Source organism: Klebsiella sp. KE9456 (genome assembly GCF_043832615.1).
GTDB lineage: Bacteria > Pseudomonadota > Gammaproteobacteria > Enterobacterales > Enterobacteriaceae > Klebsiella > Klebsiella indica.
On the sequence record NZ_JBDYQK010000023.1, the window covers coordinates 29,816 to 54,000 of the forward strand.

General features: G+C 55.8%; 22 protein-coding genes and 4 tRNA genes. 21 read left to right on the top strand and 5 right to left on the bottom strand.

Annotated features, from left to right (window positions below; translation table 11 throughout):
- Positions 1 to 42: 42 nt before the first annotated feature.
- The 15 genes from wecB (at position 43) to ABK821_RS20510 (ending at position 12,762) form a co-directional block, all read left to right on the top strand.
- Positions 43 to 1,173, top strand: coding sequence for a non-hydrolyzing UDP-N-acetylglucosamine 2-epimerase (gene wecB, locus ABK821_RS20440; RefSeq protein WP_142503268.1), 1,131 nt, complete (start codon positions 43 to 45; stop codon positions 1,171 to 1,173).
- Positions 1,170 to 2,432, top strand: coding sequence for a UDP-N-acetyl-D-mannosamine dehydrogenase (gene wecC, locus ABK821_RS20445; protein ID WP_142503267.1), 1,263 nt, complete (start codon positions 1,170 to 1,172; stop codon positions 2,430 to 2,432). Before wecB ends, wecC begins: the two co-directional genes overlap by 4 nt.
- The gene (gene rffG, locus ABK821_RS20450) at positions 2,429 to 3,496 is read left to right on the top strand and encodes a dTDP-glucose 4,6-dehydratase (RefSeq protein WP_343178639.1); all 1,068 of its coding nucleotides are present in this window, start codon (positions 2,429 to 2,431) and stop codon (positions 3,494 to 3,496) included. Before wecC ends, rffG begins: the two co-directional genes overlap by 4 nt.
- 16 nt (positions 3,497 to 3,512) lie before the next feature.
- Complete coding sequence (gene rfbA, locus ABK821_RS20455) at positions 3,513 to 4,394, top strand: glucose-1-phosphate thymidylyltransferase RfbA (RefSeq protein WP_138362075.1); 882 nt, start codon at positions 3,513 to 3,515, stop codon at positions 4,392 to 4,394.
- Positions 4,372 to 5,046, top strand: a complete 675-nt coding sequence (gene rffC / locus ABK821_RS20460; RefSeq protein WP_142503265.1) for a dTDP-4-amino-4,6-dideoxy-D-galactose acyltransferase — start codon at positions 4,372 to 4,374, stop codon at positions 5,044 to 5,046. The genes rfbA and rffC overlap by 23 nt, the downstream gene beginning before the upstream one ends.
- A 4-nt stretch (positions 5,047 to 5,050) precedes the next feature.
- A complete protein-coding gene (gene rffA / locus ABK821_RS20465; protein WP_138362129.1) occupies positions 5,051 to 6,181 on the top strand; it encodes a dTDP-4-amino-4,6-dideoxygalactose transaminase in 1,131 nt (376 codons plus the stop codon).
- A 1-nt stretch (position 6,182) separates the two neighbouring features.
- Positions 6,183 to 7,433 carry a lipid III flippase WzxE gene (gene wzxE, locus ABK821_RS20470; protein ID WP_142503264.1) on the top strand — a complete coding sequence of 417 codons (1,251 nt, stop codon included), beginning with the start codon at positions 6,183 to 6,185 and terminating at the stop codon, positions 7,431 to 7,433.
- The gene (locus ABK821_RS20475) at positions 7,430 to 8,509 is read left to right on the top strand and encodes a TDP-N-acetylfucosamine:lipid II N-acetylfucosaminyltransferase (RefSeq protein ID WP_138362078.1); all 1,080 of its coding nucleotides are present in this window, start codon (positions 7,430 to 7,432) and stop codon (positions 8,507 to 8,509) included. Before wzxE ends, ABK821_RS20475 begins: the two co-directional genes overlap by 4 nt.
- On the top strand, positions 8,506 to 9,852 hold the full coding sequence (wzyE, locus tag ABK821_RS20480; RefSeq protein ID WP_138362079.1) for an ECA oligosaccharide polymerase: 1,347 nt from the start codon (positions 8,506 to 8,508) through the stop codon (positions 9,850 to 9,852). The genes ABK821_RS20475 and wzyE overlap by 4 nt, the downstream gene beginning before the upstream one ends.
- A gap of 12 nt (positions 9,853 to 9,864) precedes the next feature.
- Positions 9,865 to 10,605, top strand: coding sequence for a lipopolysaccharide N-acetylmannosaminouronosyltransferase (wecG, locus tag ABK821_RS20485; RefSeq protein WP_142503261.1), 741 nt, complete (start codon positions 9,865 to 9,867; stop codon positions 10,603 to 10,605).
- Positions 10,606 to 10,836: 231 nt separating this feature from the next.
- Positions 10,837 to 12,222, top strand: coding sequence for an amino acid permease (locus ABK821_RS20490; RefSeq protein WP_138362081.1), 1,386 nt, complete (start codon positions 10,837 to 10,839; stop codon positions 12,220 to 12,222).
- A gap of 102 nt (positions 12,223 to 12,324) precedes the next feature.
- Positions 12,325 to 12,401: transfer RNA gene (locus ABK821_RS20495), tRNA-Arg, on the top strand.
- A 55-nt stretch (positions 12,402 to 12,456) separates the two neighbouring features.
- Positions 12,457 to 12,532 (top strand) — tRNA-His (locus tag ABK821_RS20500).
- Between the two features lie 22 nt (positions 12,533 to 12,554).
- Positions 12,555 to 12,641, top strand: a tRNA-Leu gene (locus ABK821_RS20505).
- Positions 12,642 to 12,685: 44 nt separating this feature from the next.
- Positions 12,686 to 12,762 (top strand) — tRNA-Pro (locus tag ABK821_RS20510).
- 487 nt (positions 12,763 to 13,249) lie between these two features.
- Here ABK821_RS20510 and hemY read toward each other — a convergent pair.
- From hemY to hemC, 4 genes are read right to left on the bottom strand one after another with little or no spacing between them, the layout of a single operon-like run.
- Positions 13,250 to 14,446 (bottom strand): protoheme IX biogenesis protein HemY, encoded by a 1,197-nt coding sequence (gene hemY, locus ABK821_RS20515; protein WP_138362082.1) that lies wholly within the window; start codon positions 14,444 to 14,446, stop codon positions 13,250 to 13,252.
- A 3-nt stretch (positions 14,447 to 14,449) separates the two neighbouring features.
- A complete protein-coding gene (gene hemX, locus ABK821_RS20520; RefSeq protein WP_343178638.1) occupies positions 14,450 to 15,634 on the bottom strand; it encodes a uroporphyrinogen-III C-methyltransferase in 1,185 nt (394 codons plus the stop codon).
- Positions 15,635 to 15,655: 21 nt separating this feature from the next.
- Entirely contained in the window at positions 15,656 to 16,396 is a 741-nt protein-coding gene (gene hemD / locus ABK821_RS20525; RefSeq protein ID WP_138362084.1) for a uroporphyrinogen-III synthase, read from the bottom strand.
- Positions 16,393 to 17,334: a hydroxymethylbilane synthase gene (hemC, locus tag ABK821_RS20530; RefSeq protein ID WP_343178637.1), complete on the bottom strand. Its 942-nt coding sequence runs from the start codon at positions 17,332 to 17,334 to the stop codon at positions 16,393 to 16,395. Before hemC ends, hemD begins: the two co-directional genes overlap by 4 nt.
- Positions 17,335 to 17,681: 347 nt before the next feature.
- On the opposite strand from hemC, the gene cyaA reads away from it, so the two are divergent.
- On the top strand, positions 17,682 to 20,231 hold the full coding sequence (cyaA, locus tag ABK821_RS20535; RefSeq protein WP_138362086.1) for a class I adenylate cyclase: 2,550 nt from the start codon (positions 17,682 to 17,684) through the stop codon (positions 20,229 to 20,231).
- A gap of 69 nt (positions 20,232 to 20,300) precedes the next feature.
- Here cyaA and cyaY read toward each other — a convergent pair whose 3' ends face one another.
- Complete coding sequence (gene cyaY, locus ABK821_RS20540; protein ID WP_138362087.1) at positions 20,301 to 20,621, bottom strand: iron donor protein CyaY; 321 nt, start codon at positions 20,619 to 20,621, stop codon at positions 20,301 to 20,303.
- A gap of 138 nt (positions 20,622 to 20,759) precedes the next feature.
- On the opposite strand from cyaY, the gene ABK821_RS20545 reads away from it, so the two are divergent.
- Genes ABK821_RS20545 through yigB form a run of 5 tightly spaced genes read left to right on the top strand, consistent with a single transcriptional unit; the run spans position 20,760 to position 24,132 of the window.
- The gene (locus ABK821_RS20545) at positions 20,760 to 20,963 is read left to right on the top strand and encodes a lipoprotein (protein WP_343178636.1); all 204 of its coding nucleotides are present in this window, start codon (positions 20,760 to 20,762) and stop codon (positions 20,961 to 20,963) included.
- Positions 20,964 to 20,988: 25 nt separating this feature from the next.
- Positions 20,989 to 21,813 carry a diaminopimelate epimerase gene (gene dapF, locus ABK821_RS20550; RefSeq protein ID WP_138362130.1) on the top strand — a complete coding sequence of 275 codons (825 nt, stop codon included), beginning with the start codon at positions 20,989 to 20,991 and terminating at the stop codon, positions 21,811 to 21,813.
- Positions 21,810 to 22,517, top strand: coding sequence for a DUF484 domain-containing protein (locus ABK821_RS20555; RefSeq protein WP_138362089.1), 708 nt, complete (start codon positions 21,810 to 21,812; stop codon positions 22,515 to 22,517). The genes dapF and ABK821_RS20555 overlap by 4 nt, the downstream gene beginning before the upstream one ends.
- Positions 22,514 to 23,416 carry a tyrosine recombinase XerC gene (gene xerC, locus ABK821_RS20560; protein ID WP_142503258.1) on the top strand — a complete coding sequence of 301 codons (903 nt, stop codon included), beginning with the start codon at positions 22,514 to 22,516 and terminating at the stop codon, positions 23,414 to 23,416. Before ABK821_RS20555 ends, xerC begins: the two co-directional genes overlap by 4 nt.
- The gene (gene yigB, locus ABK821_RS20565; protein ID WP_343178635.1) at positions 23,416 to 24,132 is read left to right on the top strand and encodes a 5-amino-6-(5-phospho-D-ribitylamino)uracil phosphatase YigB; all 717 of its coding nucleotides are present in this window, start codon (positions 23,416 to 23,418) and stop codon (positions 24,130 to 24,132) included. The genes xerC and yigB overlap by 1 nt, the downstream gene beginning before the upstream one ends.
- Positions 24,133 to 24,185: the final 53 nt, after the last annotated feature.

Here is a 24,185-nt window from a genome sequence, read left to right on the forward strand (position 1 = left end):
ACGACGAGTATCGCCTTTATCGCCTAATCGAAGAGAGTTGATGTGAAAGTACTAACGGTGTTTGGCACGAGACCAGAAGCCATAAAGATGGCGCCTCTGGTTCATGCGCTGGCAAAAGACCCTCATTTTGAGGCGAAAGTTTGCGTGACCGCGCAGCACAGGGAGATGCTCGATCAGGTATTAAAACTTTTTTCTATTGTTCCGGACTATGATCTGAACATTATGCAGCCAGGTCAGGGGCTGACGGAGATTACCTGTCGTATTCTTGAAGGCATGAAACCGGTACTGGAATCGTTCCGGCCAGATGTGGTGCTGGTGCATGGCGACACGACCACCACGATGGCGGCGAGCCTGGCTGCGTTCTATCAGCGAATTCCGGTGGGCCATGTGGAAGCCGGGCTGCGCACGGGCGATTTGAGCTCGCCGTGGCCGGAAGAGGGCAACCGGATGTTAACCGGGCGTCTGGCAACGTACCATTTTGCGCCGACGGAAACGTCACGACAGAATCTGCTGCAGGAGAATATCGCTGACAGCCGGATTACGGTCACCGGTAACACAGTTATTGACGCACTATTCTGGGTGCGTGACCAGGCATTGCGTGATGAAGCGTTGCGCAATGAGCTCGCCCAGCGTTACTCCTTCCTCTCTGATGGCAGGAAAATGATTCTGGTTACCGGGCATCGTCGGGAAAGTTTTGGCCGCGGCTTTGAGCAGATATGCCATGCGCTGGCGGAGATCGCCGCCAACAATCCGCATGTACAGATTGTCTATCCGGTGCATCTGAACCCGAACGTTAGCGAGCCGGTTAATCGTATTCTTGGCCACGTTGATAACGTCATGCTTATTGAACCGCAGGATTACCTGCCGTTCGTCTGGTTGATGAATCACGCATGGTTGATCCTGACCGACTCCGGCGGCATCCAGGAAGAGGCGCCATCGCTCGGGAAGCCGGTTCTGGTGATGCGTGACATGACCGAGCGCCCGGAAGCGGTCAGCGCCGGTACCGTGTGCCTGGTGGGCACCGATAGCCAGCGCATCGTTAATGAAGTCACGCGCTTACTGCAAGATGAGTCTGCGTATCAGGCCATGAGTCGGGCGCATAACCCGTACGGCGATGGACAGGCGTGTCATCGTATTTTGTCCGCACTAAAAAATAATCAGGTAACGTTATGAGTTTTTCTACCATTTCAGTGATTGGCCTTGGATATATTGGCCTGCCAACCGCTGCCGCGTTCGCCTCCCGGCAGAAGCGGGTGGTCGGCGTTGATATCAATCAACATGCCGTGGAGACCATTAATCGTGGTGAAATTCATATCGTGGAGCCGGATCTGGCGAGCGTTGTCAAAGAGGCGGTCGAGCAGGGTTATCTGAGCGCCACCACCGCGCCGGTGGAGGCTGACGCGTACCTTATTGCGGTACCGACGCCGTTTAAAGATCTGCATGAGCCGGATATGGTTTTCGTCGAATCGGCGGCGAAGTCTATCGCCCCGACGCTAAAGAAAGGTTCGCTGGTTATCCTCGAGTCCACGTCGCCGGTCGGCGCAACCGAGCAGATGGCGACCTGGCTGGCGGAGATGCGCCCTGATCTGAGCTTTCCGCAACAGGTTGGCGAAGCGGCTGATGTGAATATCGCCTACTGCCCGGAACGCGTTTTGCCGGGGCAGGTCATGGTTGAACTGATAAAAAATGACCGCGTGATCGGCGGGATGTCTCCCGTATGCTCGGCCCGCGCCAGCGAGCTGTATAAAATTTTCCTCGAAGGCGAATGTGTGGTGACTAACTCGCGCACCGCTGAGATGTGCAAGCTAACCGAAAACAGCTTCCGCGACGTCAATATCGCTTTCGCCAATGAACTTTCGTTGATTTGCGCCGATCAGGCGATTAACGTCTGGGAGCTGATTCGCCTGGCGAATCGTCACCCGCGCGTTAATATCCTGCAACCTGGTCCGGGCGTCGGCGGCCACTGCATTGCGGTCGATCCGTGGTTTATCGTAGCGCAAAATCCGCAGCAGGCGCGGCTGATCCGCACCGCGCGCGAGGTAAACGACCATAAACCGGAATGGGTTATCGATCAGGTTAAAACGCGGGTCGCCGACTGCCTCGCCGCCAGCAACAAACGCGCCAGCGAGCTGAAAATCGCCTGCTTTGGCCTTGCGTTTAAGCCCAATATTGATGATCTGCGCGAAAGCCCGGCAATGGCGATTGCCCGGCAAATCGCCCTTTGGCATGGCGGCGAAACCCTGGTTGTTGAGCCGAATATTCAGCAACTGCCGAACAAACTTGACGGCCTGTGCGCTCTGACGCCGCTGGACGAGGCGCTGGCGAGCGCCGATGTGCTGGTGATGCTGGTCGATCATAAAGAATTTAAAGCGATAAGCGGCGACAGCGTGAGTCAGCCGTTTATCGTCGACACCAAAGGGGTCTGGCGGTGAGAACGATTCTGGTCACCGGCGGAGCCGGGTTTATCGGTTCGGCGTTGGTGCGTGAAATCATCACGGCAACTGCCGATAAGGTCGTGGTGGTGGATAAGCTGACCTATGCCGGAAATCTGATGTCGCTGGCCCCTGTTGCTCAGGACCCGCGCTTTGCCTTTGAGCGGGTAGATATCTGCGATCGGCCAGCGCTGGATCGCGTATTTGGCCACTACCAGCCCGATATCGTGATGCACCTGGCGGCGGAAAGCCACGTCGATCGCTCTATTGATGGTCCGGCGGCATTTATTGAAACCAATATTGTCGGTACCTGGATGTTGCTGGAAGCCGCACGGGCGTACTGGAATGCGCAGGCGCCCGAAAAAAAAGCGGCTTTTCGCTTTCATCATATCTCGACGGATGAGGTCTATGGCGATCTGCACGATAGCGGCGGCTTATTTACCGAAAACACCCCCTATGCCCCCAGCAGTCCCTATTCCGCCTCAAAGGCCAGCAGCGATCATCTGGTTCGCGCCTGGAAGCGAACCTATGGCCTGCCGACGCTGGTGACTAACTGCTCGAATAACTACGGGCCGTATCATTTCCCGGAAAAGCTGATCCCGCTGACCATCCTCAACGCGCTGGCGGGCAAACCGCTGCCGGTTTATGGCAATGGCCAGCAAATTCGTGACTGGCTATACGTTGAAGATCACGCCAGGGCGCTTTATCGGGTGGCAACCTGCGGCGAGCCGGGCGAGACTTACAATATCGGCGGCCATAACGAGCGTAAGAATATCGAGGTGGTGGAAACCATTTGCGAGCTGTTGGAAACCCTGGCGCCGCACAAACCTGATGGTCTGGCGCACTATCGCGATCTCATCACCTTCGTTGCCGACCGTCCCGGGCACGACCTGCGTTACGCCATTGATGCGACGAAAATTGAACGCGAGCTGGGCTGGAGGCCGGACGAAACCTTTACCAGCGGTATGCGCAAAACCGTTCAGTGGTACCTGGAGAATAGAGCCTGGTGGCAGCAGGTTCTGGACGGTAGCTATCAAGGAGAACGCCTGGGCCTGCAAGCCTGAGCGTCTGAGGGGGAAGATGAAAGGTATTATTCTGGCTGGCGGCTCGGGTACTCGCCTGCATCCGATCACACGCGGCGTTTCGAAACAGCTGCTACCCATCTACGATAAGCCGATGATCTATTATCCGCTATCGGTACTGATGCTGGCCGGTATCCGCGAGGTGTTGATTATTACTACTCCGGATGACCAGCGTGATTTTCAGCGTCTGCTTGGCGATGGTTCGGAATTCGGCGTGCAGCTAAGCTACGCCGTCCAGCCGAGCCCGGATGGACTGGCGCAGGCCTTTATCATCGGCGAGGCGTTCCTTAACGGCGAGCCTTCGTGCCTGGTGCTGGGCGATAATATCTTTTTCGGCCAGGGCTTCAGTCCGAAACTGCGTAGCGTGGCGGCCCGGACTTCCGGGGCGACGGTATTTGGTTATCAGGTGATGGATCCTGAACGCTTTGGCGTGGTGGCGTTTGATGATGCGTTCCGTGCGATTTCGCTGGAAGAGAAGCCAAAAAAACCTGAATCCAACTGGGCGGTCACCGGCCTCTATTTTTACGACGGTAAAGTGGCGGAATACGCCAAACGGGTCAGACCCTCGGCGCGCGGCGAACTGGAGATCACCTCTATCAATCAAATGTATCTCGACGATGGCGCATTGACGGTTGAGCTGCTGGGCCGCGGTTTTGCCTGGCTGGATACCGGCACTCACGATAGCCTGATTGAGGCCAGCATGTTTGTGCAGACGGTTGAAAAGCGTCAGGGCTTCAAAATTGCCTGCCTGGAGGAGATCGCCTGGCGCAACGGCTGGCTGGATGACGACGGCGTGAAGCGCGCGGCGAAACGGCTGGAAAAAACCGGCTACGGCCAATACTTACTGGATCTTCTCCGTGCCCGTCCGCGCCAGTATTGAGCCCCTGGAGTGGGAAAACCGCTTCTTCGGCGTTAACAGCGCTATCCTGCGCTTTGCCGATGACGCGCCGCTGCTGACGACGGAAGCGCTGGCTGGCTGGTCGCGAGTGCAGGCCAAAGTCGCGGCGGATGATGTCGCACGGCTGGATGCGCTACAGGCGTCAGGCTTCCGGCTGGTAGAGGGCGAAGTCGATCTCGCGCTTACGCTTACGGCTTATGATGACGTTGGCGCTGAGAGGGCGACAGAAGCGGATATTCCCCGACTGCGCGAGCTGGCAGCTCAGGCTTTTGCTCAGAGTCGTTTTCGTGCGCCCTGGTACGCCCCTGACGCCAGCGAACGTTTCTATGCCCAGTGGATTGAAAACGCGGTACTGGGGATTTTCGATCACCAGTGCCTGATTTGTCGCGCACCTGATGGTGAGATCCGCGGGTTTGTCTCTCTGCGCCAGCTCAATGAGCAAGAGGCAAGAATAGGTCTGCTGGCCGGGCGCGGACAGGGCGCAACATTAATGCAGGCGGCGCAACGCTGGGCCGCGCTGCGCGGGCTGACGACGCTGCGGGTGGCGACCCAGATGGGCAACGTTGCCGCGCTTAAACGTTACATTCTCAGCGGTGCCAGTGTGGAAAGCACCGCGTACTGGTTATACAGGTGACATGATGATTCCATTTAACGCGCCGCCGGTGGTGGGAACCGAGCTTGATTATATGCAGTCAGCGATGGGAAGCGGCAAGCTATGCGGCGATGGCGGTTTTACCCGCCGCTGCCAGCAGTGGATGGAGCAGCGTTTTGCAACGGCAAAAGCGCTGCTGACGCCGTCCTGTACCGCGTCGCTGGAAATGGCGGCGCTGCTGCTGGATATCCAGCCGGGCGACGAAGTGATTATGCCGAGCTACACCTTTGTCTCCACCGCCAACGCCTTTGTACTGCGCGGGGCGAAGATCGTCTTTGTTGATATTCGTCGCGATACCATGAATATCGATGAAACGCTGATTGAGGCGGCAATCAGTGAAAAAACCCGCGCGATTGTGCCGGTCCACTATGCGGGCGTGGCCTGCGAGATGGACACCATCATGGCTATCGCCAGCAAACATAATCTGTTGGTGGTGGAGGATGCCGCTCAGGGGGTGATGTCCACTTATAAAGGCCGCGCGCTCGGCACCATCGGCCATATTGGCTGTTTCAGCTTCCATGAAACCAAAAACTACACCGCCGGCGGCGAAGGCGGGGCAACGCTGATTAACGATCGCAAGCTGGTGGAACGCGCGGAGATCATTCGCGAAAAAGGCACCAACCGTAGCCAGTTTTTTCGCGGTCTGGTGGATAAATACACCTGGCGCGATATTGGTTCCAGCTATCTGATGTCCGATTTACAGGCGGCCTATCTGTGGGCGCAGATGGAAGCGGCGGAGCGGATTAACCAGCAGCGCCTGGCGCTGTGGCAGAACTATTATGATGCCCTGTTGCCGCTGGCGCGCGCCGGGCGGATCGATCTGCCGGTCATTCCCGCCGATTGCGGACACAACGCGCATATGTTCTATATCAAACTGCGCGATATTGACGATCGCAGCAAGCTGATTGCCTGGCTGAAAGAGGCGGAGATTCTGGCGGTGTTCCACTATATCCCGCTGCATAGCTGCCCGGCAGGGGAGAACTTTGGCCGATTCCACGGTGAGGATCGCTACACCACCCGGGAGAGCGAACGCCTGTTGCGCCTGCCGTTATTCTATAATCTGTCGGGCGTAAACCAGCGCACGGTGATTAACTCGTTGCTGAGCTATTTCTCCTGATATGTCGCTGGCTAAAGCGTCTCTGTGGACCGCCGCGTCCACGATGGTCAAAATCGGCGCGGGTCTGCTGGTGGTTAAACTGCTGGCGGTCTCTTTCGGTCCGGCCGGAGTAGGTCAGGCGGGTAACTTCCGCCAGCTGGTGACCGTGCTTGGCGTGCTGGCGGGAGCCGGGATTTTTAACGGCGTGACTAAGCTGGTCGCCCAGCATCATGACGATCGCCAGCAGTTGAATCGCGTCGTCGGTACTTCATCAACGATGGTGCTGGGGTTCTCCACTCTGCTGGCGCTGATATTCCTGCTGGCGGCGGCGCCGATAAGTCAGGGGTTGTTCGGTCATCAGCATTATCAGAATCTGGTACGGCTGGTGGCGCTGGTGCAGATGGGCATTGCCTGGGCGAACTTCCTGCTGGCGTTGATGAAAGGGTTTCGTGATGCGGCGGCAAATGCGCTGTCGCTTATTGCCGGCAGCCTGATTGGCGTCGTGGCCTACTATATCTGCTACCGTTTCGGCGGCTATCAGGGGGCGCTGCTCGGCCTGGCGCTGGTGCCCGCGCTGGTGGTGGTTCCGGCGGCCATTGTGCTATGGCGGCGCGGCAATATTCCGCTGCGCGCGCTGCGCCCGCGTTGGGATAACGGCCTGGCGGGGCAACTGTCGAAATTTACCCTGATGGCGCTGATGACTTCGGTGACGTTGCCTGTCGCCTATGTGATGATGCGTAATCTGCTGGCGGCTCATTATGGCTGGGACGCGGTGGGGATCTGGCAGGGCGTGAGCAGCATCTCCGACGCCTGGTTGCAGTTTATTACCGCTTCGTTTAGCGTGTACCTGCTGCCGACGCTCTCTCGTCTGAACGCGAAAGCGGATATCACTCGCGAGATTGGCAAATCGTTAAAATTTGTCCTTCCGGCGGTGGCGGCAGGCGGCTTAACCGTGTGGCTGCTGCGCGACTTCGCCATCTGGCTACTTTTTTCCGACCGTTTTACGGCGATGCGCGATCTGTTTGCCTGGCAACTGGTGGGCGATGTGCTGAAAGTCGGGGCCTATGTTTATGGTTATCTGGTGATCGCCAAAGCCTCGCTGCGTTTTTATATTCTGACGGAAATCAGCCAGTTCACGCTGTTGACCGCATTTTCGCACTGGCTTATCCCGGCGCACGGTGCCATCGGCGCGGCGCAGGCGTATATGGCCACTTATGTTGTTTATTTCGCCCTCTGTAGCGGCGTGTTTTTACTTTGGCGTAGACGGGCATGACTGCACTGATACATGTACTGGGATCGGATATTCCGCACCACAACCAGACCGTTCTGCGGTTTTTTAATGATGAACTGGCGGTCAACGACCAGCAGGCGCGCCTGTTTATGATCGTTGGTGATGGGAAAGCGGTTCGCGAAGCGTATCCCGCACTATCCATTACTGGTTATCCGGGGAAAAAATCGCTGGCGCAGGCGGTTATCGCTCTGGCGAAGGCGAACCGGCAGCAGCGCTTTTTCTTTCATGGCCAGTTCAATACTGGTCTGTGGCTGGCGCTGCTAAGCGGCGGGATCCGTCCGGCGCAGTTTAACTGGCATATCTGGGGCGCGGACCTGTATGAGAACGCTGCCAGCCTGAAATTCCGCCTGTTCTATCCGCTGCGGCGTATGGCGCAAAGGCGAGTCGGCCGCGTATTTGCGACTCGCGGCGATCTGAGCTGGTTCACCGCCAGACATCCGGGCGTGCCCGGCGAGTTGCTCTACTTCCCGACCCGTATGGATCCGACGCTTAATGCGCTCGCCGATAGTTCCCCGCGCGGCGATACGTTGACTATTCTGGTGGGCAATTCCGGCGATCGCAGCAACGAGCATATCGCCGCGCTGCGCGCGATCCACCAGCAGTTTGGCGATACGGTGAACGTGGTTGTGCCAATGGGATATCCGGCCAATAATCGTGACTACATCAACGAAGTTCGCGAGGCCGGAGCGGCGCTGTTTAGCCCGCAGCATCTCCAGGTGCTGAGCGATAAGCTGGGGTTCGATGATTACCTCGCCCTGCTGCGTCGTTGCGATCTTGGCTACTTTCTGTTTGCCCGCCAGCAGGGTATCGGTACGCTGTGCCTGCTGATTCAGGCCGGGATCCCCTGCGTTCTCAACCGGGAGAATCCCTTCTGGCAGGATATGTCGGAACAGCATATTCCGGTACTCTTTACCGGCGACCCGCTGGATACGGCTGTCGTGCGCGAAGCGCAGCGCCAGTTAGCCGCTGTGGATAAAAATCAGATCGCCTTCTTCCGTCCGAATTATCTGGCGGGATGGCGACGGGCATTGCGGATTGCCGCGGGGGTGGGCGAATGACATTAATGCAATTTTGCGGGCTGTTGGTGGTCTGGCTGCTCTCGACGCTGTTTATCGCCACCATTACTTACTTTGAATTCCGCCGCGTGCGCTTTAACTTTAACGTCTTTTTTTCGTTGCTGTTCCTGCTGACCTTCTTCTTCGGCTTCCCGCTGACCAGCATTCTGGTGTTCCGCTTCGGGGTGGCGGTGGCTCCGCCGGAAATTCTGCTGCAGACCCTGCTGGTCTCGGTCTGCTTTTACGCGGTGTACTACGTCACCTATAAAACGCGCCTGCGCCCGGCGGCCAGGGAACGTCAGCATCGCCCGCTGTACACCATGAACCGCGTGGAGACGCACCTGACCTGGGGCATTTTACTGGGGATTGCGTTGCTCTGCCTGGGGATTTTCTTTGCGCACAACGGTTTCCTGCTATTCAGACTCAACGCCTATAGCCAGATCTTCTCCAGCGAAGTCTCCGGGGTGGCGCTAAAGCGCTTTTTCTACTTTTTCATCCCGGCGATGCTGGTGGTTTATTTTCTGCGTCAGAGTTATAAGGCGTGGCTATTCTTTCTCATCAGCACCGTCGCGTTTGGCCTGCTGACCTACGTTATCGTCGGCGGCACCCGGGCGAACATTATCATCGCCTTCGCCATTTTTCTGTTTATCGGCATTATTCGCGGCTGGATCAGCCTGTGGATGCTGGCGGTGGCGGGCGTGCTGGGCATTGTCGGTATGTTCTGGCTGGCGCTTAAGCGTTATGGCATGAACGTCAGCGGCGATGAGGCGTTTTATACGTTCCTCTATCTGACCCGCGATACCTTCTCGCCGTGGGAAAACCTGGCTTTATTGCTGCAAAACTACGACAAGATTGCGTTCCAGGGGCTGGCGCCAATGGTGCGGGATTTTTACGTTTTTATCCCCAGCTGGCTATGGCACGGTCGTCCGGGCATGGTGCTCAATACTGCCAACTATTTCACCTGGGAAGTGCTGAATAACCATTCCGGTCTGGCGATTTCGCCGACCCTGATTGGGTCGCTGGTGGTGATGGGCGGCATCTGGTTTGTGCCGTTGGGGGCGGTGGTGGTCGGGCTGATCATTAAATGGTTTGACTGGCTGTATGAGCTTGGCAACCGGGAGAGTAACCGTTATAAAGCGGCGATACTGCACAGTTTCTGTTTTGGCGCGATCTTCAACATGATCGTGCTGGCGCGCGAAGGGCTGGATGCGTTCGGTTCCCGCGTGGTTTTTTTCCTCGTTATCTTTGGCATCTGCTTACTGGCGGCAAAACTGCTGTACTGGTTCCTGGATAGCGTAGGGCTGATTCATAAGCGGATTAAGCCGCTGACGCAACCTCAAGTCTGATAAAGGGTGTACATGACTGAGACGACATCCGCGCCGTTGTACCTGCTGAGAGGGTTGCAACTCATTGGTTGGCGCGATATTCAACACGCTCTGGATTATCTGTACGCTGACGGCGAGATCCGCAAAGGTACGCTGGTGGCGATTAATGCAGAGAAGATGCTGGCGGTAGAAGACAATCCCGACGTTCGGGCGCTCATTGCAGATGCGGAGTTTAAATACGCGGATGGCATCAGCGTGGTGCGTTCAATACGAAAAAAATATCCTCAGGCGCGGGTATCGCGCGTCGCCGGGGCCGATTTATGGGAAGCGCTGATGGCGCGCGCGGGCGCGCAGGGTACGCCAGTGTTTCTGATTGGCGGCAAGTCAGAGGTGCTGGCGCAGACTGAGCAACAGCTTCGCCAGCGCTGGAAGGTGAATATTGTCGGTAGTCAGGATGGTTATTTCCCCGCCGATCAGCGTCAGGCGCTGTTTGAGCGCATTCGCGAGAGCGGGGCAAAAATCGTCACCGTGGCGATGGGCTCGCCGCGTCAGGAGATCCTGATGCGCGATTGCCGGAACGTTTATCCGCAGGCGCTGTATATGGGGGTCGGTGGGACCTACGATGTCTTTACCGGCCATGTTCAGCGGGCGCCTAAATTCTGGCAGGACCTGGGGCTGGAGTGGTTTTACCGCCTGATTTCGCAGCCGAGCCGGATAAAAAGGCAGGCTCGCCTTCTGCGCTATTTATGCTGGTATTATACCAATAAGCTTTGATATTCCACTGCACTTTCGCGGATTTTGCTGGGTATTCTGTGTAATGTATTCACTCACCTGATACTTTATTTGCCATTTCGCTAAAATTCATTAACCATTCGCAAGCTTAATACGCGACGGGTAAGTATTACCGTCGTGTTGGCAGGGTATGACTTCATAAAAATAACCGGCATATACACACCACAGCTTGCGGTGCGCTAAAACCGGAGCAGGGCAAATACAAGAGGCTATATGACTGAGAAAAAAGCGGAACTTCAGCGAGGACTGGAGGCGCGACATATTGAGCTAATCGCACTTGGCGGCACGATTGGCGTGGGATTATTTATGGGAGCAGGAAGTACGCTGAAGTGGGCCGGGCCTTCGGTTCTGCTGGCGTATATTATCGCCGGCCTGTTTGTCTTTTTTATCATGCGTTCGATGGGCGAAATGCTGTTTCTTGAGCCGGTAACCGGTTCATTCGCCGTTTACGCTCATCGCTATATGAGCCCGTTTTTCGGCTATCTCACCGCCTGGTCCTACTGGTTTATGTGGATGGCGGTTGGGATATCAGAGATTACGGCGATCGGGGTCTATGTCCAGTTCTGGTTCCCGGAAATGGCTCAGTGGATACCGGCGCTGATTGCAGTTGGCCTGGTCGCGTTGGCGAATCTGGCGGCGGTACGACTGTATGGCGAAATTGAATTCTGGTTCGCGATGATTAAAGTCACTACTATTATCGTGATGATCGTGGTTGGGCTGGGCGTTATTTTCTTTGGCTTTGGCAACGGTGGACACTCCCTTGGCTTTGGCAATCTGACCGCGCATGGCGGTTTCTTCGCTGGCGGCTGGAAGGGCTTCCTGACGGCGCTGTGTATTGTTGTCGCGTCCTATCAGGGCGTTGAGCTTATCGGTATTACCGCCGGTGAAGCGAAGAATCCGCAGGTCACTCTGCGCAGCGCGGTAGGCAAGGTGCTGTGGCGAATCCTGATTTTCTATGTCGGCGCGATTTTTGTTATCGTCACGATTTTCCCCTGGGATCAGATTGGCTCGAACGGCAGTCCGTTTGTGCTGACTTTTGCCAAAATTGGTATCACGGCGGCGGCGGGCATTATCAATTTTGTGGTGCTGACGGCAGCGCTTTCCGGCTGTAACAGCGGAATGTATAGCTGCGGACGTATGCTTTACGCGCTGGCCAGAAACCGCCAGTTGCCTGCGGCGATCGCTAAAGTCTCGCGTAACGGTGTGCCGTCGGTGGGCGTGGCGTTGTCAATAGTGATTCTGTTGGGCGGTTCGTGCCTGAACTACATTATTCCCAACCCGCAGCGGGTTTTCGTCTACGTTTACAGCGCCAGCGTATTGCCGGGTATGGTACCGTGGTTTGTGATCCTGATTAGCCAGTTGCGTTTTCGTCTGGTGCACAAAGAAGCGATGGCCAGTCATCCGTTTCGCTCGCTGTTTTTCCCGTGGGTGAACTATTTAACCATGGCATTCCTGGTTTGCGTGCTGGCAGGTATGGGATTTAACGACGATACGCGTATGTCGCTCTTTGTCGGGATGATTTTTCTGGCTGCCGTGACGTTTATTTATAAGGCGTTTGGCCTTGGGCGGCGCGGAAATGTTGATGATGTGACGGAATAAGCGACAAAACGCACAAAGCATAACCAAACGATCATTTTCTTTTAAAAGGCACTAGACAGCGGGGGAGGAAGTCCGTATTATCCGACCCCGCAACGGCGCTAAGCGCCCGTAGCTCAGCTGGATAGAGCGCTGCCCTCCGGAGGCAGAGGTCTCAGGTTCGAATCCTGTCGGGCGCACCATTCACCCGGTGCTGGAGCTGCGGTGGTTTCAATACCGCGTAAAAGATTTACAGTGGTGGCTATAGCTCAGTTGGTAGAGCCCTGGATTGTGATTCCAGTTGTCGTGGGTTCGAATCCCATTAGCCACCCCATTATTTAGAAAGTTGTGATATTGCGAAGGTGGCGGAATTGGTAGACGCGCTAGCTTCAGGTGTTAGTGTTCTTACGGACGTGGGGGTTCAAGTCCCCCCCCTCGCACCACGACTTTATAAAGAGTTGAACTAGAAATTCAAAAAGCAGTACATCGGCGAGTAGCGCAGCTTGGTAGCGCAACTGGTTTGGGACCAGTGGGTCGGAGGTTCGAATCCTCTCTCGCCGACCAATTTTGAACCCCGCTCCGGCGGGGTTTTTTGTTTTCTGATTTTGCAGAAAATGTTTCTCTTTCTGATACCGCTAGAAAATATCCCGCCGATCGCGATGCGACTTATTGTCCAGAATACTCCCAATTCCTTATGCGGATAGATGCATTTTCTACAGGTCTTGTGCGATAATCACCGGGTAGATGCTCATTCCACCTCTTATGTTCGCCTCAGGGCCTCATAAACTCAGGAATGATGCAGAGCCGTTTACGGTGCTTATCGTCCACTGACAGATGTCGCGTTTTTCGCCTCATCAAACACCATGGACACGACGTTGAGTGAAGCACCCAATTGTTGTCAAATAGATCTGTTTTAACGCCTGCTCTGGTTTCAGGGCAGGCGTTTTTTTATGGGGACGCGGAAGAGAACTGCCGGATGGCGGTTTCGCCTTATCCGGCTTACGGTGACCTGGTAGGCCCGGTAAGCGTAGCGCCACCGGGCAATGGGAAATTACTGCGGAGGATTGTTTTGCAGCGTCAGCAACAGGCCATCGCGGCGCATCGACGCGGCTTCTTCTGGCTGATGCAACCGGTCGAGGGTATCGGCAAGCCATGCGTAATCAAACGCATCCGGGCGCTGCTTGAGCGCGGCGCGGAACGCTACGCTGGCTTCCTGCCACTCGCCGTGACGCATGAGCGATTGCCCCAGCGTGCTCCATAGCAGCGGACGATCGCCGACCGTTTTAAGCTGCTGACGCAGTACTTTCTCTAATTGCTCCGGGTTATTGGTTTTCAGCCGCGGAACAGGCATCACCAGACGGTCGTCATAGTGCTTTTTCAGGCCATTAATAATAATTTGCTGAGCAGTGTCATGGTCGTCGCTTTCGATAAGCCGCTCGGCCATTGCCACCTGTAGCGTCACCTGGTTGCGGGTTTTACGGCTCTGATTTTTCCACCAGTCGCGCAAGCCTTCGCTGCCGCCGTCGGCCAGGGCTTTATCCATCAAACCAATCCACGCCATCTGTTCCAGTTCAGCACGATGCTCTTCATCGCTGACGTTAGCTTTTGCCATCGACGGGATGATATCCAGCAGCGAATTCCAGGCTCCGGTGCGGATGTAGGCCTGCTCAGCCAGCCGCAGTACTTCCGGATGACGCGGCGTGATCTCCAGCAGCTTGTCGATGCCGTGACGGGCGGCGTGGTTTTCATTACGCGCCAGCTGCAGGCGGACACGGGTAATTTCGACCGGGATCAGATCGTCGCCAGTCAGTTCGGTTGCGCGCTCCAGATGCTGGTTCGCGCGGGCTTCATCTCCACGCTGCTGGGCCGCTTCCGCCGCCAGCAGGTAATTCACCACAGGCTGTTCCGCGTGATCGGCATTTTTCGCCATCAGTTTTTCAACCTGTTGATAATCGCCTTCCGCCAGCTTTAGCAGCGCCTGCTCGGTTTGTTTGCGCGCACGGCGGCGCTTGCGGCCCACGAACCAGCCGCGGGTATGCGCACCGGTACGGAAAATACGCCGCAGCAACCATTCAATGGCAAACAACACCACCATGGTGAGGATCATGATAATCGCTAACCCGGTAACGCTGGTTTCAATGTTGTAATTATCCGTCTGGATCAGGACGTAACCCTGATGGCCGGCGATCATCGGGCCGACAACGATCCCGGCAATCAACAGCGCGAAGAGTAAGAGGATTTTCAGCATGCGTTACTCTCCTTGTGGCGCAGGTGCTGGCGCGGGGGCGGCGGGGGCTGGCGTCGGGACGCTGGCCGGTGCTTCGGCCGGTTGCGCCATCAGGTTACGTACCCGCGTTTGCATAAGTTTCTCAAGCAGCGCCTGGCTCTGCAGGCTTTCCGGTACGTTCATGGTGATGCTTTGCTGGCTGAGCTTATCGATATCCTCAAGGAAAGCTTTAGTGGTCGCGTCGTCAGTATCGTAGTAGGCACGAACCCAGGTTGAGACGTTATCCAGTGCCTGCTTGTAGGTTTCTTCCTGATGGCGCGGTACCGCCTGCGCCGCAACGAGCAGCCGGGAGCGAATATTTTCGCGCAGGTAGACGTCCTGATTAGGGGCCAGCAGCGGTACGGCGGTTTCGTCACGGCGGCGGACGGTAATAAAGCTGTCCATAAAGTTCTGCCAGCTTTTTTGCAGATTGACTCGCCACTCGCTAATGGAGCTGGATAGTTCATCACTATCGGAATCCATTGGGGAGTCATCGTCGTTATTGTCCGCCAGACGTAAATTATCGACCTGGTTAGCGAGCTGGTTTACTTTCAGGATGATGCCGTCATAGTCCACCTGGTTAACGGCGGCAAGGGAGGCGATATCGTTAGTGATGGCGCGGCGAGCGCTAATCAGGCTCGGATCGTTCATATCCGCGAGGCTGGCGTCGGCGCTCTTCAGTAGCGCGGCGGCGGTTGTCACGTCCTGATCGCTCCACAGCTTACGCCCGGCCAGTTTCACCAGGAAATCGGCCTGGGCCAGCAGCCAGGTTTTGGTATCGCTACCGGAAATCACGGCGACTTTTTGCTGCACTTCATCCAGCTTCTTTGCCAGCGAATCTTGCTGCTGCCGCGCTTCCGTCAGCTGGTCGGCCTGCTGCTTAATAATGCTTTCAAGTTCGCTTTTTTGGCTTTCCTGCGCTTTTTGCAGCGCGGCGATCTGGCTGGATAGCCCGGCGCTGGTTTCGCTCTGGCGGGTCGCCTGGGTTTTCGTCAGGCCGTAAAGGCCGACGCCAGCAGCGAGTGCGATAGCGACGGCTATCGCACTCAGGGCGAGACTGACTTTACTGCCGCCACTTTTCTTTTCTACGCTATTTTCTGGCTGTGGTCTCTTTTCCACGGCCTCCCTGGTCTCTTCAACCACGGCGGATTGATTCTGTTGTTCCGTCATTATGGCTTCCAATGTTGAGAGTTATTGTAATGCGCGTAGCAGCGCATCGTTGTCGGCGCTATCGGCAACCTGGATATCCTGCCAGCCCAGTTCCCTGGCCTGTTCGGCCAGGCGTTCACTGACAACTAAAATGCGACAGCTAAGGAGCCAATGTTCACGATACCACTGCGGTATGAGCGTCCAGAGCTGCTGCAGCATCTCGCCGCTGGTAACCACCAGCGTCGACACCCCGCGAGACTGCCAGCGCATTGCTTCTTCTGCGCCATCATAGTGCCTTGCACTACGTTGATAACATTCACAAAAAGTGACATGCGCTCCGCGTTCACGGAGAGTGTCACCGAGTAGTTCCCGTCCGCCGTTTCCACGAAGGATGACGGCTTTTTTACCCGCAATATTTTGTAATTCAGGTAATTGTAGCAAGACTTCGCTGATTTCCCGATCTAACGGATAGCGAATATCATGACTGCTGACTTTGTGCAGGGCCAGCGCGGTAGTGCGACCAATTGCAAAATAATCGGGTGCAGAGGGCCAGAGCCCCCCCTGTTGCTGGAGGTGAGAATGAGCAAACTCAACGGCGTGCTGTGAGAGCGCGAAGAGTAAGTCACCCGCCTCAAGACTTGCCAGCTTGCCGCCCAGTTCCCGGAGCTGGCGACCCGGCGTAAACTCAATGAGTGGAAAGCTCCACGCCACGCGTCCCAGCGCGCGCAGGCGGCTAACTAACTCTTCGCCTTGCGGTAGCGGACGGGTGACCAGGATACTCATTGCGGTGCTTCTCCTGCGTAAACGACGGCGAGAATGTCACGAGCGCCATTTTCCAGAAGCTCTTCGGCAAGGGAGACGCCGAGGGTTTCGGCATCTTGCGGTCGACCGCGCCGCTCGCCGCGTACTACCTGCGAGCCATCCGGCATGCCGACTAGCGCGCGTAGCCACAGCTCGCCGTCGATAAGCTCGGCGTAGCTGCCGATAGGCACCTGGCAACCACCTTCAAGACGGGTATTCATTGCTCGTTCTGCCCGCACGCGTATTGCCGTTTCCGTATGGTCGAGCGGCGCCAGCAACGCTTTTGTCCATTCGTCATCAAGGCGACATTCGATACCGACTGCGCCCTGACCGACAGCCGGTAGCGACTGTTCCGGCGTCAACGGTTGACGAATACGCTCCTCCAGCTTCAGGCGTTTAAGCCCGGCAGCAGCAAGAATAATGGCGTCATACTCACCGCTATCGAGTTTCCCCAGACGCGTGCCCACATTGCCGCGCAGGGAACGGATCGTCAGATCCGGCCGCTCCGCAGCCAACTGGCACTGACGGCGCAAACTTGAGGTGCCCACGATGCTGCCATGCGGCAGGTCATCAAGGGAAGCATAGTGATTAGAGACAAACGCATCGCGCGGATCTCCGCGTTCGCAAATGGTGACCAGTCCCAGCCCTTCCGGAAACGCCACCGGCACGTCTTTCATGGAATGAACCGCGATATCGGCGCGATTTTCCAGCATAGCCAGTTCCAGCTCTTTCACAAACAGACCCTTGCCACCTACTTTTGCAAGAGGGGTATCAAGGATCACGTCACCGCGGGTGACCATTGGCACCAGTTCAACGGAAAGCCCCGGATGGCAGGACTCCAGACGTTCTTTCACATAATGTGCTTGCCATAGCGCAAGCGGGCTTTGCCGTGTGGCAATTCTCAAAACTTTGTCTAACATGCTTGTTACCGTCATCGTCGACCACTGACCATCCTAACATTGTTGTCTTAGGGATGTTAGTTTTGTGGCGTAAGGGGCGCGGCCATCTTTTTTTAGCCTTTCATGCGTTTGCTGGTTGCCACATACGTAGCGAAGAATTTACATGTAGTAAAGGGTGCTACACTGGTATGTAGCGCATCTTTCTTTACGGTCAATCCGCAAGGTGTTAGATTGATCACGTTTTAAACCATTTGTCAGTCCGCAGTTCATCACAACCCCACCGACGACGAATGGTGACGGTTTTTGTTGAAATACTGAAACTCTCCGTACTATTGTACGTCGGGTTTTTGAACATCAGGCGATATGTCTTGTACCTCTATATTGAGACACTGAAACAGAGACTGGATGCCATCAACCAATTGCGCGTGGATCGCGCCCTTGCTGCTATGGGACCTGCTTTCCAGCAGGTTTACAGTCTACTGCCGACACTATTACATTATCATCATCCGCTGATGCCGGGTTACCTTGACGGTAACGTTCCCCGCGGCATTTGCCTCTACACGCCTGATGAAACCCAACGCCACTACCTTGACGAACTTGAACTCCATCGTGGCATGCTGGCCCAGGAACCGCCGAAAGGCGAACTGCCGATTACCGGCCTCTACTCCATGGGCAGTACTTCTTCCGTCGGTCAAAGCTGTTCTTCCGACCTTGATATCTGGGTTTGCCACCAGTCCTGGCTGGATAACGAAGAGCGCCAGTTGCTACAGCGTAAATGCAGCCTGCTGGAAAGTTGGGCGGCGTCGCTGGGGGTTGAGGTGAGTTTCTTCCTGATCGACGAAAACCGCTTCCGCCATAATGAAAGCGGTAGTCTGGGAGGGGAAGACTGCGGTTCCACCCAGCATATTCTGCTGCTGGATGAGTTTTATCGCACCGCAGTGCGCCTTGCCGGGAAGCGTATATTGTGGAATATGGTGCCATGCGAGGAAGAAGAGCATTACGACGATTACGTCATGAGCCTCTATGCGCAGGGGGTGCTGACGCCAAATGAATGGCTGGATCTCGGCGGCCTGAGTTCGCTGTCGGCGGAAGAGTACTTCGGCGCCAGCCTCTGGCAGTTGTATAAAAGCATCGACTCGCCCTATAAGGCGGTGCTGAAGACGCTGCTGCTGGAAGCGTACTCCTGGGAATATCCCAATAACCGCCTGTTGGCGAAAGATATCAAGCAACGTCTGCATGATGGCGAGATCGTGTCATTTGGCCTCGATCCTTACTGCATGATGCTGGAGCGCGTGACGCTCTATCTGCAGGCCATTGAAGACGAAACGCGCCTCGATCTGGTGCGTCGATGTTTCTACCTGAAAGTTTGCGAGAAGCTGAGCCGGGAGCGCGCCTGCGTCGGCTGGCGTCGCGAAGTGCTGAGTCAGCTGGTGAACGAATGGGGCTGGGATGACAAGCGTTTAATGATGCTCGACAATCGGGCTAACTGGAAAATTGACGAAGTACGCAAAGCGCATAACGAGTTGCTTGATGCGATGATGCAGAGCTATCGTAATCTGATTCGTTTTGCGCGGCGCAATAACCTGAGCGTTTCCGCCAGCCCACAGGATATCGGCGTACTGACGCGCAAACTGTATGCTGCATTTGAAGCGTTGCCGGGCAAAGTAACGCTGGTGAACCCGCAAATTTCGCCGGATTTATCTGAGCCTAATCTGACCTTTATCCACGTGCCGCCGGGCCGGGCCAACCGCACCGGTTGGTATATCTATAACCGCGCGCCGGATATGGATTCAATCATCAGTCATCAGCCGCTGGAATATAACCGTTATCTTAATAAACTGGTGGCCTGGGCCTGGTTTAACGGCCTCCTGACGTCGCGAACTCGCCTGTTTATTAAGGGCAACAGTATTGTCGATCTGGCGAAATTGCAGGAGATGGTGGCCGATGTGTCGCACCATTTCCCGCTGCGCCTGCCTTCTCCGACGCCGAAAGCGTTGTACAGCCCATGCGAAATTCGTCATCTGGCGATTATCGTCAACCTGGAATATGACCCGACGGTCGCGTTTCGCAACCAGGTGGTGCATTTTGACTTCCGCAAGCTGGATGTTTTCAGCTTCGGCGAAGAGCAAAAATGCCTGATTGGCAGTGTTGATCTGCTCTATCGTAATTCGTGGAATGAAGTCCGAACCCTGCACTTCAACGGCGAGCAGGCGATGATTGAAGCGCTGAAAACCATTCTTGGTAAAATGCATCAGGACGCCGCGCCGCCGGATAGCGTCGAAGTGTTCTGCTATAGCCAACATCTGCGTGGATTAATTCGTACCCGCGTGCAGCAGATGGTTTCCGAGTGTATCGAGCTGCGTCTTTCCAGCACCCGCCAGGATACCGGTCGCTTTAAAGCGCTGCGCGTTTCCGGGCAGACCTGGGGATTGTTCTTCGAGCGTCTTAATGTCTCGGTACAGAAGCTGGAGAACGCTATTGAGTTTTATGGCGCTATTTCGCATAACAAACTGCATGGGCTGTCGGTACAGGTGGAGACCAACCACGTCAGGCTACCGCAGGTGGTGGATGGTTTTGCCAGCGAAGGGATTATTCAGTTTTTCTTTGAAGATGCGGATAACGACAGCGGGTTCAACATCTATATTCTTGATGAGAGCAACCGCGCAGAGGTCTACCACCATTGTGAAGGCAGTAAAGAAGATCTGGTGCGCGATGTTAGCCGCTTCTACTCGTCATCGCACGATCGCTTTACCTATGGTTCCAGCTTTATTAACTTTAACCTGCCGCAGTTCTACCAGATTGTCGACATCGATGGCCGGGAGCAGGTGATTCCGTTCCGCAGCCAGGTGATTGCCGCCGCGACCATTCCTGCAAGTCAGGATCCTGCAACGCCGCAGATGTTGCAGCACTACTCCTGAATCCGTCTGGTCGTACAAGCCCGGATAAGACATTAGCCGCAATCCGGGAAAATTACATCGCGCGCGCCGTTAGCGAAAATTCACCGTTTCGCCAGCCTGATTTGTCGCCGCTTGCTCCAGCAGATCCCAGAAGGTTTCGCCGCTGCGGTCGCAGATCCACTCATCATCTTTTAAGTCGAAATGGTAGCCGCCTTGTTTGGTCGCCAGCCACACCTGATGCAACGGCTCCTGACGGTTGATAATGATTTTGCTGCCGTTTTCAAAACTGATAGTCAGCACGCCGCCGTTGATTTCACAGTCGATATCGCTGTCGCCATCCCAGTCGTCCAGACGTTCTTCGATGGTCATCCACAGGGTATCGGCCAGGCGATGGAATTCACTGTCGTTCATGGTTCTGTCCCGCTTTTTTGATCGTGGCGGCAGTATACCGCGAAACAAAAGCGCGCGCAGTGGGATGCTAAACGCTTGCTTTTACGTCTTCTCCTGCGATGATAGAAAGCAGAAAGAATGAATGACGGGCAACTATCCATGAAAAACGTTTTCCCTGTGCTTGCCGTTTTAGTTGCGGCCTGCAGCCTCGCTGGCTGTGGCCTGAAAGGGCCGCTGTATTTCCCACCAGCGGAAAAAACGGCATCTCTGCCAACCAAACCGGTTGATAGCGGTATTCAGAGCTCTACGCCGGATCGAAACGATCGCGGCGATAGCGATGGCCCGACTCAAGTGAATTACTGACAGTTCCGCGTAGCTGGAGTAGATGATGCAGTTCTCTAAAATGCATGGCCTTGGCAACGACTTTATGGTTGTTGACGCGGTAACACAGAATGTTTTCTTCTCACCGGAACTGATTCGCCGCCTGGCGGATCGGCATCTTGGCGTGGGGTTTGATCAACTGCTGATTGTTGAGCCGCCTTACGATCCTGAGCTTGATTTTCATTATCGTATCTTCAACGCCGACGGTAGCGAAGTGGCCCAGTGTGGTAACGGTGCGCGCTGTTTTGCCCGTTTTGTGCGTCTGAAAGGCCTGACCAATAAACGTGACATCCGCGTCAGCACGTCGAATGGCCGTATGCTATTAAGCGTAACGGAAGATGATCTGGTGCGCGTCAATATGGGCGAACCGAACTTCGAGCCGTCGCAGGTGCCATTCCGCGCAAACAAAGCGGAAAAGACCTATATTATGCGTGCCGCGGAACAGACAGTATTGTGCGGCGTGGTGTCAATGGGTAACCCACACTGCGTTATTGAGGTCGATGATGTGGAAACCGCGATGGTGGAAACGCTTGGCCCGGTGATGGAAAACCACGAACGTTTTCCGGAACGGGCGAACATCGGCTTTATGCAGGTGGTCAGCCGTTCCCATATCCGTCTGCGCGTGTACGAGCGCGGCGCGGGTGAAACGCAGGCCTGCGGAAGCGGCGCCTGTGCGGCAGTGGCGATAGGGATCCAGCAGGGATTACTGGGCGAAGAGGTACGGGTGGAGTTACCCGGCGGGCGTCTTGATATCGCCTGGAAAGGCCCGGGTCAACCGTTATTTATGACTGGCCCGGCGGCACATGTCTATGACGGATTTATTCATTTATGAAACAAATCGGGGAAGAACAGCAGGAAATCACCAGTGAGCTCAACGATCGCGCAGTGGTGGATTATCTGTTGCAACATCCTGAATTCTTTATTCGTAATGCAGCGCTGGTGGAGCACATGTCTGTTCCACATCCGGTGCGTGGTTCGGTCTCGCTGGTGGAATGGCATATGGCGCGGGCGCGGAATCATATCAATGTGCTGGAAGAGAACATGACGCTGTTAATGGAGCAGGCAACGGCTAACGAAAGCCTGTTTCAGCGCCTGTTTCATCTGCAAACGCGTCTGGCGGCGGCTGACAGCCTTGATGAAATGCTTAACCGGTTGCATCGCTGGGCGCGCGAACTGGGGCTGGCGGGGGCGACGGTGCGCCTGTTTCCCGATAGCTGGCGCCTTGGCGCACCATCCAAATTTACCCATCTGGCGATAAACCGTCAGGCGTTTGAATCCATCCGCATCCAGCGTCTTGGGCAGCAACGGCATTATCTTGGCCCTTTAAATGGTCCGGAACTGCTGGTGGTGTTGCCGGAAGCGAAAGCCGTTGGCTCGGTGGCGATGTCGCTGCTGGGTGGCGATGAAGCGCCAGGCGTGATGTTGTTCAGCAGTCGCGATCCTCAGCACTATCAGCAAGGGCAGGGTACACAGCTGCTGCAGGAAATTGCGGCCATGCTCCCGGGCTTACTGGAGCGCTGGATTGAACGCGCATGACCGACTCACCTCTGTATGAATCCGTCGCGCGTTTTTTACGCTATCTCGGCGTAGAGCGCCAGCTTAGCCCGATAACGCTGCTGAACTACCGGCGTCAACTGGATGTGCTTATCGCGCTGGCGGAAAGCGCCGGGCTTAAAAGCTGGCGGCAGTGCGATGCCGCTCAGGTTCGCAGCCTGGCGACACGTAGTCGTCGTCAGGGGTTGGGACCAGCCAGTCTGGCGTTACGTCTCTCCGCTTTACGCAGCTTCTTTGACTGGCTGGTGAGCCAGGGCGAACTGGCGGCTAACCCGGCGAAGGGCATTTCCGCGCCGAAAACACCACGCCATTTACCGAAAAATATCGACGTAGACGACGTTAACCGGCTGCTGGATATCGATCTTAACGATCCGCTGGCGGTGCGCGACCGGGCGATGCTGGAAGTGATGTACGGCGCGGGGCTGCGTCTTTCGGAACTGATCAATCTCGATATCAGGCATCTTGACCTGGAATCTGGCGAAGTGTGGGTAACGGGGAAAGGCAGTAAAGAGCGCCGCCTGCCGATTGGCCGCAATGCGGTGCTATGGATTGAGCACTGGCTCGATCTGCGCGGCCTGTTCGGTACGGATGATGACGCCCTGTTCCTCTCTAAACTGGGCAAGCGTATTTCAGCACGTAACGTGCAGAAACGCTTTGCCGAATGGGGCATTAAACAAGGTCTGAATAGCCACGTACATCCGCATAAACTGCGCCACTCATTCGCCACCCATATGCTGGAATCGAGTGGCGACCTGCGCGGGGTGCAAGAGCTGTTGGGCCATGCCAACCTCTCCACCACCCAAATCTATACCCATCTTGATTTTCAACACCTTGCCGCAGTGTACGATGCGGCACATCCGCGTGCCAAACGGGGGAAATAATGCGTTTTTACCGGCCTCTGGGCCAGATTTCAGCACTGACGTTTGACCTGGACGATACCCTTTATGACAACCGCCCGGTGATTGACCGGACCCTGCATGAGTCGCTGAGCTTTGTGCGCAGCTATCACCCCCTGCTGAGCAAATTTGACGCCAGCCAGTTGAACCAACTGCGCCAGACGCTGCTGGCATCAGAGCCGGATATTTACCATGATGTCACCGAGTGGCGGCGGTGCGCACTGGAGCTGGGGATGCGCAATGTTGGGCTTTCTGCGGCGCAGGCGAAAGCGGGAGCGGATCAAGCGATGGCTAACTTTGCCCACTGGCGCAGCATGATTGATGTTCCGCAAGAGACGCATGATACGCTGGCGAAGCTGGCTGAAAAGTGGCCGCTGGTGGCGATTACCAACGGTAATGCTCAGCCGGAGCTCTTTGGGCTGAGCGACTACTTCCGCTTTGTGCTGCGCGCGGGCCCGGATGGGCGTTCTAAACCGTTTGCCGATATGTATCATTTGGCGGCGCAGCGGCTGGAACTGCCGCTGGAGCAGATTTTGCACGTTGGCGATGATTTGACTACCGATGTGGCCGGGTCGGTTCGCTGCGGAATGCAGGCATGCTGGATCAGGCCGCTGGACGCAGATCTGATGCATACCCCCGACAGCCGCCTGCTGCCGCACATCGAAATTTCACGGTTGGCATCTCTGACCTCGCTGATATAATCACCAGTAACTCTGTATATATTAACAGGGGTTCGTGGAACCCCTTTATTTCC

Coding starts and splice junctions, on each gene's coding strand:
- hemY (WP_138362082.1), bottom strand. CDS start 14,446: ATGCTGAAAATCCTCTTACTCTTCGCGCTGTTGATTGCCGGGATCGTT.
- wecG (WP_142503261.1), top strand. CDS start 9,865: ATGACTGAGACGACATCCGCGCCGTTGTACCTGCTGAGAGGGTTGCAA.
- ABK821_RS20475 (WP_138362078.1), top strand. CDS start 7,430: ATGACTGCACTGATACATGTACTGGGATCGGATATTCCGCACCACAAC.
- wecC (WP_142503267.1), top strand. CDS start 1,170: ATGAGTTTTTCTACCATTTCAGTGATTGGCCTTGGATATATTGGCCTG.
- rffA (WP_138362129.1), top strand. CDS start 5,051: ATGATTCCATTTAACGCGCCGCCGGTGGTGGGAACCGAGCTTGATTAT.
- dapF (WP_138362130.1), top strand. CDS start 20,989: ATGCAGTTCTCTAAAATGCATGGCCTTGGCAACGACTTTATGGTTGTT.
- ABK821_RS20555 (WP_138362089.1), top strand. CDS start 21,810: ATGAAACAAATCGGGGAAGAACAGCAGGAAATCACCAGTGAGCTCAAC.
- ABK821_RS20545 (WP_343178636.1), top strand. CDS start 20,760: ATGAAAAACGTTTTCCCTGTGCTTGCCGTTTTAGTTGCGGCCTGCAGC.
- hemD (WP_138362084.1), bottom strand. CDS start 16,396: ATGAGTATCCTGGTCACCCGTCCGCTACCGCAAGGCGAAGAGTTAGTT.
- hemX (WP_343178638.1), bottom strand. CDS start 15,634: ATGACGGAACAACAGAATCAATCCGCCGTGGTTGAAGAGACCAGGGAG.
- hemC (WP_343178637.1), bottom strand. CDS start 17,334: ATGTTAGACAAAGTTTTGAGAATTGCCACACGGCAAAGCCCGCTTGCG.
- wzxE (WP_142503264.1), top strand. CDS start 6,183: ATGTCGCTGGCTAAAGCGTCTCTGTGGACCGCCGCGTCCACGATGGTC.
- rfbA (WP_138362075.1), top strand. CDS start 3,513: ATGAAAGGTATTATTCTGGCTGGCGGCTCGGGTACTCGCCTGCATCCG.
- cyaY (WP_138362087.1), bottom strand. CDS start 20,621: ATGAACGACAGTGAATTCCATCGCCTGGCCGATACCCTGTGGATGACC.
- ABK821_RS20490 (WP_138362081.1), top strand. CDS start 10,837: ATGACTGAGAAAAAAGCGGAACTTCAGCGAGGACTGGAGGCGCGACAT.
- xerC (WP_142503258.1), top strand. CDS start 22,514: ATGACCGACTCACCTCTGTATGAATCCGTCGCGCGTTTTTTACGCTAT.
- yigB (WP_343178635.1), top strand. CDS start 23,416: ATGCGTTTTTACCGGCCTCTGGGCCAGATTTCAGCACTGACGTTTGAC.
- wzyE (WP_138362079.1), top strand. CDS start 8,506: ATGACATTAATGCAATTTTGCGGGCTGTTGGTGGTCTGGCTGCTCTCG.